This window comes from Plantibacter sp. CFBP 8804 (assembly GCF_014841225.1).
GTDB lineage: Bacteria > Actinomycetota > Actinomycetes > Actinomycetales > Microbacteriaceae > Plantibacter > Plantibacter auratus.
This window is the reverse complement of record NZ_JACYTU010000001.1, coordinates 363,927-378,513: the sequence shown is the minus strand read 5'-3', so window position 1 is coordinate 378,513 and position 14,587 is coordinate 363,927. Positions and strand designations below refer to the sequence as shown.

Here is a 14,587-nt window from a genome sequence, read left to right as displayed (position 1 = left end):
TTCCGGCCGAGCAACACGCCGGAACGCCCCTGAAGGATCATCGTGACCACGCACATCGCCCCACCTCGGCTGCTGCCGAAACAGTCGCCACCCGGTATCGGGACGCGGATCCGCAACACCCTGCCGGAACGCTTCGCCCCCTACGTCTACATCGCCCCGTTCTTCCTGATCTTCGCCGTCTTCGGCCTGATCCCGCTCCTGTTCACCTTCGTGGTGTCCCTCTTCGACTGGAACCCGATCGGTCAGCAGACCTTCATCGGCTTCGACAACTTCACCAGGCTCGCGGCCGACCCACGGTTCTGGAACGCGATGCTCAACACCTTCGCGATCTTCATCATCTCCACGGTGCCGCAGCTGGTCATCGCCCTGGGCCTCGCCCACCTGCTGAACCACGTCCGCCTGCGCTTCGCCACCGGGTTCCGGATGGCGATGCTCGTGCCGTACATCACCTCGGTCGCCGCGACCACGATCGTGTTCGCCCAGCTGTTCGACCGTGACTACGGGCTCTTCAACTACCTCATCAGCTTCTTCGGCGGTGATCACGTCGACTTCCTCAACGACAAGGTCGGCTCGTGGTTCCTCGTCGCGCTCATGGTGGTCTGGCGGTGGACGGGCTACACGACGCTGCTCTACCTGGCGGCGCTGCAGGCGATCCCTCGCGACGTGTACGAGGCGGCCGCCGTCGACGGTGCCGGCGGTTGGAAGCAGTTCGTCTACATCACCATCCCGTCGTTGCGTCCCATCATCGTGTTCACGATCGTCACGTCGACGATCGGCGGGCTCCAGGTGTTCACCGAACCACTGCTGGTGAACCCGGCCACCGGCCTCACCTGCGGTGCGGCACGACAGTGCCAGACGCTCACGCTGTTCCTCTACGAGCAGGGCTTCGGCCAGTTCGAGTTCGGATACGGCTCGGCGATCGGCGTCGCGCTGTTCGTGATCGTCGTCCTCGTCGCCCTGCTGAACTTCTTCCTGTCCACCCGCACCCGAGGAGGACGCTGATGTCCGAGACGCTCAACTCCACCCAGCTGATGGCGAGCGCGACCTCCGCCGGCCGGAAACGGAACGGCGGCCGGATCGGCCGCATCCCCTGGTACACCTACGTCCTCCTCGTGTGCGCCGTCATCGTGAGCATGTTCCCGCTGTACTTCATGTTCGTCGTAGCGACCACGGACTCGGCGACGGCGACCACCCTGCCACCGCGGCTGTACCCGGGCGACAACCTGTTCCACCTGGTGGGGCTCGTGCTCGAGACCGTGCCGTTCATCCAATCGATGATCAACAGTCTCATCGTCGCGCTGTCGATCGGCGTCGGATCGGCCCTGCTCTGCGCCCTGGCCGGGTTCGCCTTCGCGAAACTGGAGTTCCGCGGCCGGAACGCGCTGTTCATCCTCGTGGTCCTCACCATGACCGTACCGACGCAGCTCAGCGTGATCCCGCAGTATCTGATCATCTCCGCGCTCGACTGGGTGGACACGCTCCAGGCACTCATCGTCCCCGGCCTCGCGAGCGCGTTCGGCATCTTCTGGATGCGTCAGCACATCTCGAGTTCCGTGAGCGACGAGCTGCTCCAGGCGGCGAGACTCGATGGTGCCAACACCTGGCAGATCTTCTGGCGGATCGTCTTCCCGGTCATCCGACCGGCAGCGTTCGTCCTGGGACTGCTCGGCTTCGTCGGATCGTGGAACGACTTCCTCTGGCCGTTCATCGTCCTGAAGTCGCCCGAGATGTACACGGTGCAGATCGCGATCAAGGCCCTGCAGTCGCAGCGGTCGATCGACCTCGGCCTGGCGATGGCCGGGTCGTTCCTGGCCACCATCCCGCTGCTCATCGCGTTCATCTTCGTCGGCAAGCGCATGGTGACCGGGATCATGGACGGAGCGTTCAAGGGATGACCCTGCAACACGACGGTGTCACGCCGACCACGGCGGGCGTCGTCCGCGGCGTCTGGAACGACCGACGGGCGTCACCCGACGAGCGGGCGAGAGCACTCCTCGATGAGATGACCCTGGAGGAGAAGGTCGGCCAGCTCGGTTCGGTCTGGTTCACCGACACGGCGGGCGACTTCGCGCCGAGCGTGGACGGCTCCGACGACCCGGCTGCGCCGGGATCGGCGCCCACCGGCGACTTCACGGGTGGCCTCGGGCAGTTGACGCGCATCTTCGGGACCGAACCGGTGACGGTGGCCGAGGGCGTCGATCGCCTGCGGGAACGACAACGGCAGGTCGTGGCCGGCAACCGGTTCGGCATCCCCGCGATCGCGCACGAGGAGTGTCTGACGGGGTTCGCCGCGTACGGTGCGACCGCCTTCCCGACGCCGCTCGCCTGGGCCGCCTCGTTCGACGAGGAGCTCGTGGAGCGGATGGCGGAGGCGATCGGAGACGACCTCAGCTCGGTCGGGGTCCATCAGGGACTTGCGCCGGTCCTCGACGTCGTGCGCGACTACCGCTGGGGCCGGGTCGAGGAGACGCTGGGGGAGGACCCCTACCTCGTCGGCCAGCTCGGCGCAGCGTACGTGCGTGGGCTCGAGCGGTCCGGGGTCGTGGCGACGCTCAAGCACTTCGCCGGCTACGCCGCGTCCCGAGGCGCGAAGAACCATGCCCCGGTGAGCATGGGGCGCCGCGAGCTCGCCGATATCGTGCTTCCGCCGTTCGAGACGGCGATCCGGCTCGGGGGAGCGCGAAGCGTGATGAACGCCTACACCGATCTCGACGGCGTCCCCGCCGGTGCCAGTGTCGAGTTGCTCACCGACATCCTGCGCGACGACTGGGGTTTCGACGGCACCGTCGTCGCCGATTACTGGGCGATCCCGTTCCTCGCGACCATGCACCACGTCGCGAGTGACGCGGCGGAAGCCGGTGCGCTCGCCCTCACCGCCGGGATCGACGTCGAGCTCCCGGAGACCGCCGGCTACGGCGCCGGCCTCGTCGGGCTCGTCCAGGATGGGGCGCTCGACGAGCGGCTGGTCGACCGGGCCGTGCTCCGGCACCTGCGGCAGAAGATCGAGCTCGGCCTGCTCGACGGGGGCCCGCTCGTGCCGGAGCACGCCGCATCGACCGATCTCGACGGCCCCCGCAACCGCGCCATCGCGACGCGTCTGGCCGAGGAGTCGGTCGTCCTCCTCAGGAACCGCGCCGTGCTCCCGCTCCGGCCCCCAGCGCGCATCGCCGTGATCGGGCCGGCGGCCGACCAGTTCCGCAGTCTCGTGGGCTGTTACGCATTCCCCAACCACGTGCTGTCGAAGCACCCCGGGCACGATCTCGGCATCACCATCCCGACGATCCTGGACGCGGTTCGTACCGAGTTCCCCGCGGCTGACATCGTCGTCGAACCGGGATGCAGCATCACCGAGACCGGTCAGGAGGACGTTCCGGCCGCGGTCGAGGCCGCCCGTTCGGCCGACGTCGTCGTGCTGGCCGTGGGTGACATCGCGGGCCTGTTCGGCGATGGCACGTCGGGAGAAGGCTGCGACGCCGAGGACCTGCGCCTCCCCGGGGGCCAGCACGACCTAGTGCTCGCCGTCCTCGCGACCGGGACGCCCGTCGTCCTGACCGTGCTGTCCGGGCGACCCTACGCGCTGGGGGACTACGACCGAGCCGATGCCGTGGTCCAGGCGTTCTTCCCCGGTCAGGAGGGCGCGGCGGCCGTCGCGGGCCTGCTGTCCGGCCGCGTGCAGCCGAGCGGACGGCTCCCGGTGCAGATCCCTCGCTCGCCGGCCATGCCGGGCACCTACCTGCAGCCGCCGCTCGGTCTGGCGTCCCGCGGGATCAGCGTGCTCGACCCCACGCCGCTCTTCCCCTTCGGTCACGGCCTCACCGCCGGGGACGTCCGCTACCGATCGCTCACGAGCGCGACGGGCCTCGCCGTCGACGGTGAGGTCCTCGTCGACGTCACGGTCGAGAACGTGGGTGTCGAGGACGCCGTTGAGGTGATCCAGCTCTACAGCACGGATCCGGTGGCCTCGGTCGTGCGCCCGTCGGTCGAACTGCTCGCATTCGCACGCCTCACGGTCGCTGCCGGGACGTCGGCCACGGTGCGTTTCTCGGTGTCGGCCGACCGCTTGTCCTTCACCGGGGTCGACGGCCGTCGGGTGGTCGAACCGGGTACGTACGTGCTGTCCGCAGGTCCATCGGCCCTGGACCGTCAGCTCACCCACACGATCGAGGTGACCGGCAACCGGCGGGAGCTGGTCGGGCCGCGCGAGCTCCGAGTGGACTGGCGGCGTGTCGAAGCGGTCGCGAGGAAGGCCTGACCATGCCGTTCGTCCCGATCTCCCAGGTCACCCTCACGGGCGGGCCCCTGTTCCGGGCGCAGGAGGCCGACCGCGCCTACCTGCGAGCCCTCGAACCCGATCGCCTGCTCGCCCCGTTCCTCCGCGAGGCGGGTCTCGAGCCCCTGGCGCCGTCATACGACGACTGGGAGGTGCGCGGACTCGATGGCCACACCGCCGGACACTACCTCTCGGCCTGCTCCCTGATGGTCGCCTCGACCGGGGACGACGTCCTGCGCTCCCGACTGGAGTACACGGTCGCCGAACTGGCCCGCGCACAGGACCATCTGGGTACCGGGTACGTCGGTGGAGTCCCTCGGAGTGCCGAGCTCTGGGCCGAGGTCGCAGCGGGGATCACCGAATCGACGTTCCGCGCCGGCCGCTGGGTGCCCTGGTACAACCTGCACAAGCTGTACGCCGGTCTCATCGACGCGGCCAGATTGACCGGGAACCAGGTGGCACGGGACGTCGTCCTGCGCCTCGCCACCTGGTGGGAGGAACTCGCCGCGGGGATCGACGACGAGCACTTCCAGCTCATGCTCGAGACCGAGATCGGCGGGATGAACGAGGCGTACGTCGACCTCTTCGACCTCACGGACGACCCCCGCCATCTCACGATGGCAACTCGCTTCACGTCCACCGCCCTCAGCGAACCGCTGTCACGCCGGTCGGACGAGCTGACCGGCCTGCACGCCAACACCCGCATCCCGCAGTTCGTCGGCTTCGCCGCGCTCGCCGCGCGGAATGGTGATGCAGCCCTCTCCGGTGCGGCGCGGTTCGCCTGGGAGACGATCCTGACGCGGCGCACGGTCGCGATCGGCGGCAACAGTGTCCGGGAGCACTTCCACGCCGTCGACGACTTCACCCCGATGACCGAGGACCGGGAGGGGCCGGAGACCTGCAACAGCTACAACCTGATCAAACTCGGCAGACGCCTCAGCGCCGACGAGTCCGACCCGGCGATCTCCGACGCGCTCGAACGGATCCTCTTCAACCACCTCCTGTCATCGCAGCACCCCGAGCACGGCGGGCTCGTCTACTTCACCTCGATGCGGCCCGACCACTACCGCGTCTACTCCTCGCCGGAGCACAGCTTCTGGTGCTGCGTCGGGACCGGCCTGGAGAGCCACGCGAAACACGGTGAGTCGCTGTACCGATTCGACGACGACGCGGTGTCGGTCGAGCTCTTCGCGCCCTCGGTCGTGCGGATCCCGGAACTCGGTCTCGAGCTGGAGCAACGGACGGCCTTCCCGTCCGACGGCGTGGTCGGACTCACCCTCGGGCTTACGGGCCCGCGGCGGTTCCAGCTCCGCGTCCGCGTGCCCGGGTGGACGGTGTCGCCACCGGTGTTGCTCGTCAACGGCGCTCCGGTCACCGCCGAACTCGAACGCGCCCATCTCGTCCTGGATCGTGAGTGGAGCGACGGCGACACCGTGTCGTTCGAGCTCCCAATGGGCGGTCGTGCGGAACCGTACCCGGACGGCTCGGACTGGACGTCGCTCCTCTGGGGTCCGTCCGTCCTGGCAGCCCGTGGCGAGTCGCTGCCGACCGACGTGGTGCTGGCCGGCCGCGCCCATGCCCCGCACACAGCGGTCGGCCCGCTCACCCCGCTCGCCTCGGCACCGATCGTCCCGCGGTCGGCTGTGCCCTACCGGGACGCCGACGGGCGACTCCGGATCGACTCCGACCGAGGACCGATCCCGTTGGAACCGTTCGCAGGTCTGCACGACGCGCGGTACACCGTCACGTTCCCCGTGGCGTCGACGGCGGACGAGGACGCCGTCGCTCGGCGCCGCACCGCCTTGGTCGAGCGGGACCGACGTGCCGCGAGCATCGACGGACGGACGGTCGACCGGGTCGCTCTGGGCGAGCAGCAGCCCGAGGCGGATCACGGGTTCGAGGGGGTGGCCAGCGCCAGCGGCGCGGTGGGTGGTATCCGCTGGCGGAGCACGGCCGATCGTCTGTCCGTGACGCTCGTCGACCCGCATCTCCTCGGCCGGGTCGTCAGAGTGACCTGGCTGCACGACCCGGCGGGCCACGGTCTCACCCTGGAGATCGACGGCACCCCGGTCGCTCCGCAGGAGGGCGGGCGAGACGACGACCTGGAGTGGGCGGAGTACCCGCTGACGCCCACCAGCGCCGGGTGGGGTGTCCGGCGGTTCGCGCTCGTCGCGCAGCCGGATCACGAGACCCCGCGGTGCACCGAGCTCCGCGTGCTGATCGCCGAAGGCGCATGACCACCGGTGCCGATGCGCACGGCACCTCGGGATGCGGGACCATGGAGCCATGACGACGACGCCGGAGCAGGACGACCTCAGCGTGACGCTCGCGGACGTCGCCGCGAGGTCGGGGTGCTCGGTGTCGCTCGTCTCCCGGGTGCTCGCCGGGAAGCGCCATGCATCCCCGGACACCCGCGACCGCATCCTCGCTGCAGCGCACGACCTCGGCTACGACCGCGCAGCACAACGTCGCGGCCGACCTCGCTCGGTCCCGCGCCTGCTCGACCTGGCGATGAGTCAGTGGGACGACCCCTGGGCGAACACGGTCGTGACGAGTGTGCGGCGGGCGGCCGCTGCGGCGAACTACGACCTGGTGCTCACGCCGGAGAGCGAGTCGATGGTCGACGACTGGCCCAGTCGGGCACGTGCGCGGGGATCGGCCGGTGTCGTCGTGTGCCTCATCCGTCCCAACGTCTCCCAGCTCGACATCCTCGCCTCGGCCAACATCCCCGTCGCGCTCCTCGATCCGCGTGCGGAGCCGGCGCGGAGTCTGCCGAGCGTCGGGTCCACCGACTGGCAGGGCGGCTTCGACGCGGGTCGGCATCTCGCCCGGCGGGGGACACGGCGGTTCCTCATCATCACCGGCCGGCCGAAGTACCGGTTCGGCCGTGCGAGGGAGGCCGGTTTCCGAGCGGCGGTCGAACGGCACGCCGACGGAGCGACGGTCGAGGAGATCTCGTCGCCCTGGTCCTCGGAGAGCGCCTTCGTCTCCGTGCGCAAGCTCCTCAGGCAGGGCGGGCTCCCGATCGGCGTCTTCAGCTGCAACGACGAGATGGCCTACGGCGTCTACCGCGCCGCTGAAGAGCTGCAGCTCCGCATCCCCGACGACATCCGGGTCGTCGGCTTCGACGATCTCCCGCAGTCCAGGTTGATGCCGCCGCCGATGACGACCGTGCGACAGCCGATGCGCGCGATGGCCGCGCGTGCGGTCCAGCTCGTCCTCGAGGCGGAGCCCGGGACGGACCCGGGGGACCGCGCGGAGTTCCCGACCGAACTCATCGTCCGCGCCTCGAGCTGACGCGGACGCGGACGCGGACGCGGGAGAATGGTCGCCATGACGGGATCAGCGGACACCGACGAGGTGTCGACGGAGCACTCGAGCGTGTCGACGTGGATGCAGGCGCTCGGCACGGCGACCGGGAACCCCGGCGGCGGGGCCGCATCCGGACTCATGCTGGCGATCGCCGCCGGCCTCACCGCGATGGTCGCCGGCTACACCCGAGCCACGCACGCCACCGAGGACGCGCGCGGGCGGGACTCGGCCGAGGCCGAGGCGACGATCGCCGCACTCCGCGCTCGCGCTGAGGCACGCTCTGAGCTGGCGCTGCGTCTGGCCGACGAGGACGCCCACGCCTCGCGAGCGTTCGGCAGTGCCTTCCGTCTACCGGCCGGCGTCGGACGCGACGAGGCGATCCGTGCTGCGTCCATCGAGGCGGCCGCGGCCTCCGCGCGGCTGGGCGAGCATGCCGTCGACGCGATCGACGATCTCGCGTGGCTGACCGAGCACGGCAACCCGGCGTTGATCGCCGACGTGGCGGTGGCGATCGGTGCACTCCGCGCGGCGATCACGGGAGCGCGGACCAACGTCAGCTTCGATCTCGGTTCGGTCCGCAGCGCACACGGCTCCCTCGAGGAGATCCGCGCCGACGAGCCGCGCCTGTGGGAACTCGTCCCCGTGTTCGACCGCGCCCTCGAGCGGATCGACCGGCTCGCGGCGTCGATCGACCCCGAGGCCGCTCCCACCGACGCGGCGTCGTAGCCGGTGGTCAGCGCCCGCCGGGGCGCGCAGCCGGGCCGCTCGGAACCCGGACGATCAGGGCATGGTGCAGGTTCGTCAGCGAGACCGAGATCACCGAACCGTGCGAGTCGCCGTCCAGTTGGATCTCCTGCGGCTCCTCGAGTCTGAGGTGCATCGTCCGTGCCTGTGCGTAGCTGATCGCGCGTGCCTTGGGCGAGAGTCGTCCGACCAACCGGCCGAACCGCGTGCGGTGCAGCATCCGGTTGAACGTCAGGCGGTAGCCGATGTTCCCCCAACCCGGACCCTTGCCAGGGCGCAACATGACGGCATCGAGCAGGCCGTCGTCCACGACGGCCTCGGGGAGCAGCAGGACCCCACCGGTGAGCGTGCCGGAGTTCCCGACGATGATCGTGTGCGCTCGGGCAGCCGCCTCCGGACGGTCGTCGAGTCGATAGTGCAGGTCGAACTGCCGGTTGCCGATGATGCTCCGCGCGATCGGGTCGGAGTAGGCGAGCCAGCCGATCCGTCGCTTCAGCCGCTCATTGGTGTGGCCGGCCATGTGTGCGTCGAGGCCGATGCCGGCCATGACGAGGAAGACCTCGTCCCGGTTCGTGCCGTCGCTGCGCCCGAGACTGACCTGGCCGACGTCGACCACCTGGTCACGCCCTGAGCAGGCGATGTCGACCGACCGCTTGAGGTCCCCCAGCGGCAGGCCGAGCGCTCGGGCGAAGAGGTTCCCCGTTCCGGCCGGGACCAGCCCGAGGGGGATGCCGGTGGACGCGATGGCCTCGGCGGCGACCCGCAGTGTCCCATCACCTCCCGCGACCAGGATGACCGAGGGTGCCGAGGCGATCGCGGCCGAGGACGCACCCCGGCCGTCGTCGTCGGCGCTCGTCTCGTGCCAGGTGGAGGGTGCCAGTCCGTGCGTCGACTCCGCGGCTGCGACCACCGAGCGGAGGACCGTGATGTCGACCTTGGAGGGATTGACGACGACGGCTGCGCGTCGACGTCCGCGTTCGGCTGGTGCATCGTTCACAGCGTCAAGGATAGGAGGCACCGGCTCGGAACCAGCGGTGGACGCGAGCTGTGCCGCGGGTTCGTGAGACGCTTGCCCCATGGACCTCGAGGTGTCGCCCGGACTGATGATCCCGGCAGCCGAACTGCAGTGGCGTTTCTCCCGGTCGTCCGGCCCGGGCGGACAGCACGTCAACACCTCCGACAGCCGTGTCCAATTGACGTGGAGTGTGGGCGAGTCGGCCGTCCTCACCGATGAGCAGCGCGACCGACTGCTCGAGCGGCTCGGCGCCCGGCTGGTCGGCGGTGCCATCACCGTGACCGTCTCCCGCGAGCGATCGCAGCTCCGGAACCGCGAACTCGCACTCGAAGCGCTCGCGACACGTATCAGGTCGGCTCTCGCGCCGCCGGCGCCGACGCGCCGACCCACGCGTCCGACCCGCGGATCGGCGCGACGCTACCTCGCCGCGAAACAACAGCGGAGCGCCACCAAACAGCAACGACGCCGTCCCTCCGACGACTAGCGGGTCACACCGTCGCCTCCCGCAAGGGCGTGCGCCGGACGGTCCGGTCCATTAGCGTTCCCGGAGAGCGCACCCGTCGACGCCGTCGTCGTGCGCGAACGGAGGAACACCATGCGCATCGTCGTCATCGGCGGGACCGGCCACATCGGCACCTTCCTCGTCCCGCGACTCGTCCGGGCCGGCCACGAGGTCGTGAGCGTGAGCCGCGGCGATCGTTCGCCGTACACGGACGCGCCCGAGTGGGACCAGGTCGAGCGGATCCGGGCCGATCGGGAGGCCGAGGACCGGGACGGTGTCTTCGCGCGACGCATCGCGGACCTCGGCCCGGACGTCGTCGTCGACCTGGTCTGCTTCTCGGTCGCCTCGGCGACGGCACTCCTCGAGGGACTGCGCGGCAACACGGGCCAGCTGCTCCACTGCGGATCGATCTGGCGCTACGGTCCCAGCGCGTCCGTCCCCATCGTCGAGGGCTCCGCTACGGCGCCGTTCGGCGACTACGGCGTCCAGAAGGACCAGATCGCCCGGCTGCTGCAGCAGGAGACCGCCGACGGAGGACTGGTGACGACCTCCCTGCATCCCGGGCACATCGTCGGACCCGGGTGGGCGCCCATCAACCCGTTGGGCAACCTCGACCCCGGGGTCTGGCGGACCCTCGCACACGGTTCACCGCTGCGCATCCCCGGACTCGGTGCCGAGCTGCTGCACCACGTGCACGCCGACGACGTCGCGCAGGCCTTCGAGCTCGCCGTCGTGAACCGGGATCGTGTCGCCGGCGAGGACCTCAACGTGACCTCCGCCGCCGCGGTCACCGTCCGCGGCTACGCCGACGTCGTCGCCGGCTGGTTCGGACGCTCGGCCGAGCTCGAGTCGGTGACTTGGGAGCACTTCCGAGCCGAGACACCGACGGAGCACGCCGACACCACCTGGGAGCACCTGGTACGGAGCCACTGCGCGTCGATCGACAAGGCACGGTCGCTGCTCGGATACGAGCCCGCCTACACCTCGACGGAGGCGGTCCTCGAGTCCGTCCGTTCGCTCGTCGCCCACGGGGAGTTGGACCTGCCCGAACCACGAGCAGCCCTGAACACGAGCCGCTGACGACGCGATCCTTCAGAGGGCCTGCAACGAGCTCCGGAGTCCGTGCGGTGCGTCGACCTTCGGACGCTGAAGGATCCCGCGGCGTCGGAGGATCGGCACGAGTTCGTCGAGCATGCGGTGCACCGTCACCGGGTGGAGGTCGCCCGAGAAGATGAACCCGTCGTTGTCCGCCTCACTGCCGGCGCGTTCGATGTGGTCGGCCACCTCAGCCGCCGTGCCGACGACACCGCTGCCGTCGGTGATCCGCCCGAGTCGTGCCTTGGGCACGAGCAGCTCCCGGAGCGTCGCCGCCGCGAGGGACTCGTACGGTCCGCGTAACGCGTCGAGGCTGCCTCGCGACACGTGGTCGCCGAAGACGGCCGGGTCCACCGGTCGGTCGAGGTCGAGCGCGGTGAGGTCCGTCTCGAGGTCGCTCGACCACGCGAGTGCGACGGAGCGCAGCGTCTCGTCGTCCGGCTGTTCCGAGGCGGCGACGAGACGGTCGGCCTCGGCGCTGCTCGCCACGATGACGGGCTTGAACACGAACAGGATCGCGGGAGGGGTGTCCCGACCGACATCAGCCGAGGCGTCGAGGACCCGCCTCCGGTATGCACGGAGGCTTGCGATGTCGAGCGGTGCGAGGGCCAGCTGGACGTCCGACTGTCGCCCGGTGAAGGCGAGCCCTCGCGGCGAGGAGCCCGGCGACACGATGACGGGCTCGCCACCGGAGTCATCGTCGAAGGGGAGGGCGTTGAGCGGCCCGTCGAAGTCGTAATGTGCGCCGCGATGCTCGACGCGGTCGAGGTGGCGGCCGTCGGCGAAGCGTCCGGAGGCGGTGTCGCCCACGTACGCGCCGGGTCGCCAGCTCCGCCAGAGCGCACGCACGCCGTCGAGCCACTCCTCCGCCCGCTCGTAAGCGACGTCGTGCGGCACGACCGGCTCACCGAAGTGACGGCTGCTGCCGACGTCGGTGACCACGTTCACCCCGAACCGTCCGCGACTGAGGTGCTGCAGGGTCGCGAACTGCCGTGCCGCCTGGTACGGCGGAAGTTGCAACGGGTTCACCGTCGGGATGATGCCGATGCGCTCCGTCACTGCGAAGAGGAACGGGGCGAGGCTCAGCGGGTCGTGCTTCGGCCCGCCGTAGGCGCCGCGGATGCGGAGGTCGAGCGTCTCGGGGTTCCCCAGCGAGAGGGCGTCCTCGATGATCAGGAGGTCCAGGCCCGCCTGCTCGAGCTCGCGCGCGGCCTGCTGGTAGAGGGCGGGTTCCTGCCAGCGGTAGTCCCAGTCGAGGTACGGATGCCCCCAACCATGCGGACCGAACCCACGTGACAGGAACCAGCCGAAGCGTTGCCGGGCGCTCATGCGGCGACCGCCACATCCGCCGTGACGCTGGCGCCGGTGCTCGTCGACGGTTCCCGGGCGGGGAGCGCGTCGAACGCCGAGGCGAGGTCAGCGATGAGGTCGGCGACGTCTTCGATGCCGACGGAGATCCGCACGAGTCCTTGGCCGATGCCGCTCGCCGCGAGCTGCTCGGCCGAACGCTGGGCGTGCGTGGTCGAGGCCGGGTGGAGGATCAGTGACCGGACGTCGCCGAGGTTCGTCATCCGCGTGAACAGGCCGACGTGGTCGATGACCGTCCGCGCTGCGTCCCGTCCGCCGTGCAGGGTGAACGAGAACACCGATCCCTGTCCATCCGGCAGATACCGGTCCGCCAGGCCGCGGAACGGACTGTCACTGAGTCCCGAGTAGTCGACCGAGGCCACTTCCGTCCGTCCTGCCAGCCACGTCGCGAGAGCGAGGGCGTTCTCGCTCTGCCGTTGGACGCGGAGTGACAGCGTCTCGATGCCCTGTGCGATGAGGAACGCGTTGAACGGCGAGGGCGTCGGGCCGAGACGCAGTGCGATCGATGCCCGTGCGTAGGCGGCCAGCGCTGCACGCCCGCCCGCCTCGACGTGGCTGAGCCCGCCGAGTGCGGCGAGCGGCGAGGTGAGGTGTCGATAGCGGTCTGGGCGAGCTGCCCAGTCGAACGTGCCGCCGTCGACGACGACCCCGCCCAGCACGGTGCCGTGGCCCGCCAGGAACTTGCTGGCCGAATGGACGACGATGTCGGCGCCGTGCTCGATGGGACGCAGGAGGTAGGGCGTGGCGAAGGTGTTGTCGACGACGAGCGGGACCCCGTGCGCATGGGCCACGTCGGCGACGAGACGGAGATCCGTGAGGTCGTTGCGGGGGTTCGGAATGGACTCGACGAAGATCGCGCGTGTCTCGGGTCGGATGGCACGCGCCCAGGCGTCGACGTCGAGCGGATCGGCGACCTCGCTCGTGGTGATCCCCAGCCGACCGAAGTTCTCCGTGAAGAGGCTGCGCGAGCCCTCGTACAGACTCGGCGCGGTGAGCAGGTGGTCGCCGGCCTCGAGCAGGGAGAGCAGGGCGACGCCGACGGCCGCCTGTCCGGAGCCGAGGAGCAGCGCGTCCACACCACCCTCCAACGCGGCGAGACGGCGCTCGACGGCGTCGATCGTCGGATTGCCGACCCGGCTGTAGCTGTATCCACCGGGGTCCGGTCCGAACCGCCGCTCCGCCTCGTCGAAGTCGGTGAACACAAACCCGGCACTCGCGTAGATCGGCAGAGCCCGCGGCTGGAGCGGCGCATCGGGTGTACCACCGGCGTGCAGCTGTCGGGTGCTGAAGCCCCCTCGGTCCCGCTCGTGCATCGCCTCGTCCTCTCCGTCAGCTCGGCCGTCGTCGACGCCCCGGCGTCGGTGACAGGCACTCTACGGTCGGCACCGGGGCGGGCGCAGGTGACGACGACATGCGCGGACACAATCGGCGGGCGACGCAGCCGTCGGGGGAGGCCCCGTACCCTGGAGAGGCGTCGGCCGTGGAGACGGTGACCGGCGCCGACGGATCGGACGAGGGGGAACCGTGAAAGCACTCATCGCATCGGGGAGCGGTCGGTATGCGGATCCGTGGCACCCGTACGCGCGCACGAGCCCGCTCATCGCCGAGGTCCTGGAGACGGCCGGCTTCGCGGTCGAGATCGACGAGGACGTCGATCGTGCGATGACGAGACTCGACGGCGTGGAGCTCCTCGTGGTCAACGCCGGCGACCCGTGGCGGTCCGAGGACCAGGGCCGAACGCCTGCCGCCGCGATCGACGGCTTCGCGGAGGCGCTCGGTCGAGGTGTCGGTGTGCTCGCGATGCACGCCGCGCTCGCCTCGCTCCGCGACTACCCGGACTGGGCGCCGACGATCGGGGCACTCTGGCTGCCCGGTGTGTCCTGGCATCCGCCGATGGGCCCGACCGTCGTCCGCGGCCTGGCGTCCCCAGCAGGCGGACCGCTCGGCGACATCCCGGTGGACGACGAACAGTACCTACGGCTGCAACCGGTCGGTCGGAGCACCACCGTCGCCGAGCACGACGTCGACGGCGAGCGGTTCCCCGCGGTGTGGGTCCGCGAGGTGGGGCCCTCCCGCGTCGCCGTCGACGCCCTCGGACACGATGAGCGTTCCTACGCCTCGGCGGAGCACCGTGCCCTGCTCGCAGCGCTGGCACGGTGGACGGCCCGGGCACCGTCTGCGTGATCCGTCACGGATCCTCGACCGGCCTCGTCTGTGTCGCGACCCCCGTCGGCGCAAGCCCCCGTCGAACGGGAGTCGGGCGTCCTGAGCGGGTCTATGC

The 14,587-nt window shown here is 70.3% G+C and carries 12 protein-coding genes; 9 read left to right on the top strand and 3 right to left on the bottom strand.

The features are described from left to right. Positions 1-42: 42 nt before the first annotated feature. The 6 genes from IFU11_RS01770 to IFU11_RS01745 are packed head-to-tail and all read left to right on the top strand — an operon-like array spanning position 43 to position 8,308. Positions 43-1,002: a carbohydrate ABC transporter permease gene (locus IFU11_RS01770; protein ID WP_079705845.1), complete on the top strand. Its 960-nt coding sequence runs from the start codon at positions 43-45 to the stop codon at positions 1,000-1,002. Continuing rightward, positions 1,002-1,895 (top strand): carbohydrate ABC transporter permease, encoded by an 894-nt coding sequence (locus tag IFU11_RS01765; RefSeq protein WP_162852288.1) that lies wholly within the window; start codon positions 1,002-1,004, stop codon positions 1,893-1,895. The genes IFU11_RS01770 and IFU11_RS01765 overlap by 1 nt, the downstream gene beginning before the upstream one ends. Beyond that, positions 1,892-4,252 carry a beta-glucosidase family protein gene (locus IFU11_RS01760; RefSeq protein WP_192017999.1) on the top strand — a complete coding sequence of 787 codons (2,361 nt, stop codon included), beginning with the start codon at positions 1,892-1,894 and terminating at the stop codon, positions 4,250-4,252. Before IFU11_RS01765 ends, IFU11_RS01760 begins: the two co-directional genes overlap by 4 nt. A gap of 2 nt (positions 4,253-4,254) precedes the next feature. After that, positions 4,255-6,507 (top strand): beta-L-arabinofuranosidase domain-containing protein, encoded by a 2,253-nt coding sequence (locus IFU11_RS01755; RefSeq protein ID WP_192017998.1) that lies wholly within the window; start codon positions 4,255-4,257, stop codon positions 6,505-6,507. Between the two features lie 49 nt (positions 6,508-6,556). Then, positions 6,557-7,567 carry a LacI family DNA-binding transcriptional regulator gene (locus IFU11_RS01750; RefSeq protein ID WP_192017997.1) on the top strand — a complete coding sequence of 337 codons (1,011 nt, stop codon included), beginning with the start codon at positions 6,557-6,559 and terminating at the stop codon, positions 7,565-7,567. A 36-nt stretch (positions 7,568-7,603) separates the two neighbouring features. Next, entirely contained in the window at positions 7,604-8,308 is a 705-nt protein-coding gene (locus IFU11_RS01745) for a cyclodeaminase/cyclohydrolase family protein (protein ID WP_192017996.1), read from the top strand. A 7-nt stretch (positions 8,309-8,315) separates the two neighbouring features. On the opposite strand, the gene IFU11_RS01740 is transcribed toward IFU11_RS01745, so the two are convergent. Then, positions 8,316-9,323 (bottom strand): diacylglycerol/lipid kinase family protein, encoded by a 1,008-nt coding sequence (locus IFU11_RS01740; protein ID WP_371742693.1) that lies wholly within the window; start codon positions 9,321-9,323, stop codon positions 8,316-8,318. Between the two features lie 79 nt (positions 9,324-9,402). On the opposite strand from IFU11_RS01740, the gene arfB reads away from it, so the two are divergent. After that, entirely contained in the window at positions 9,403-9,825 is a 423-nt protein-coding gene (arfB, locus tag IFU11_RS01735) for an alternative ribosome rescue aminoacyl-tRNA hydrolase ArfB (protein WP_192017994.1), read from the top strand. A 111-nt stretch (positions 9,826-9,936) separates the two neighbouring features. Continuing rightward, positions 9,937-10,923, top strand: coding sequence for an NAD-dependent epimerase/dehydratase family protein (locus tag IFU11_RS01730; protein ID WP_192017993.1), 987 nt, complete (start codon positions 9,937-9,939; stop codon positions 10,921-10,923). Positions 10,924-10,935: 12 nt separating this feature from the next. Here IFU11_RS01730 and IFU11_RS01725 read toward each other — a convergent pair whose 3' ends face one another. Beyond that, a complete protein-coding gene (locus tag IFU11_RS01725; protein ID WP_192017992.1) occupies positions 10,936-12,267 on the bottom strand; it encodes an LLM class flavin-dependent oxidoreductase in 1,332 nt (443 codons plus the stop codon). Then, on the bottom strand, positions 12,264-13,619 hold the full coding sequence (locus IFU11_RS01720; RefSeq protein ID WP_137241734.1) for an O-acetylhomoserine aminocarboxypropyltransferase/cysteine synthase family protein: 1,356 nt from the start codon (positions 13,617-13,619) through the stop codon (positions 12,264-12,266). Before IFU11_RS01720 ends, IFU11_RS01725 begins: the two co-directional genes overlap by 4 nt. 211 nt (positions 13,620-13,830) lie before the next feature. Here IFU11_RS01720 and IFU11_RS01715 point away from each other — a divergent pair, with 211 nt between their 5' ends. Continuing rightward, positions 13,831-14,490 carry a ThuA domain-containing protein gene (locus tag IFU11_RS01715; RefSeq protein ID WP_240043868.1) on the top strand — a complete coding sequence of 220 codons (660 nt, stop codon included), beginning with the start codon at positions 13,831-13,833 and terminating at the stop codon, positions 14,488-14,490. Positions 14,491-14,587 lie beyond the last annotated feature (97 nt).

Excerpts from the sequence above, each read along its gene's own strand:
- IFU11_RS01755 (WP_192017998.1), top strand. The coding sequence starts at position 4,255 with ATGCCGTTCGTCCCGATCTCCCAGGTCACCCTCACGGGCGGGCCCCTG.
- arfB (WP_192017994.1), top strand. The coding sequence starts at position 9,403 with ATGGACCTCGAGGTGTCGCCCGGACTGATGATCCCGGCAGCCGAACTG.
- IFU11_RS01760 (WP_192017999.1), top strand. The coding sequence starts at position 1,892 with ATGACCCTGCAACACGACGGTGTCACGCCGACCACGGCGGGCGTCGTC.
- IFU11_RS01765 (WP_162852288.1), top strand. The coding sequence starts at position 1,002 with ATGTCCGAGACGCTCAACTCCACCCAGCTGATGGCGAGCGCGACCTCC.
- IFU11_RS01720 (WP_137241734.1), bottom strand. The coding sequence starts at position 13,619 with ATGCACGAGCGGGACCGAGGGGGCTTCAGCACCCGACAGCTGCACGCC.
- IFU11_RS01725 (WP_192017992.1), bottom strand. The coding sequence starts at position 12,267 with ATGAGCGCCCGGCAACGCTTCGGCTGGTTCCTGTCACGTGGGTTCGGT.
- IFU11_RS01730 (WP_192017993.1), top strand. The coding sequence starts at position 9,937 with ATGCGCATCGTCGTCATCGGCGGGACCGGCCACATCGGCACCTTCCTC.
- IFU11_RS01750 (WP_192017997.1), top strand. The coding sequence starts at position 6,557 with ATGACGACGACGCCGGAGCAGGACGACCTCAGCGTGACGCTCGCGGAC.
- IFU11_RS01745 (WP_192017996.1), top strand. The coding sequence starts at position 7,604 with ATGACGGGATCAGCGGACACCGACGAGGTGTCGACGGAGCACTCGAGC.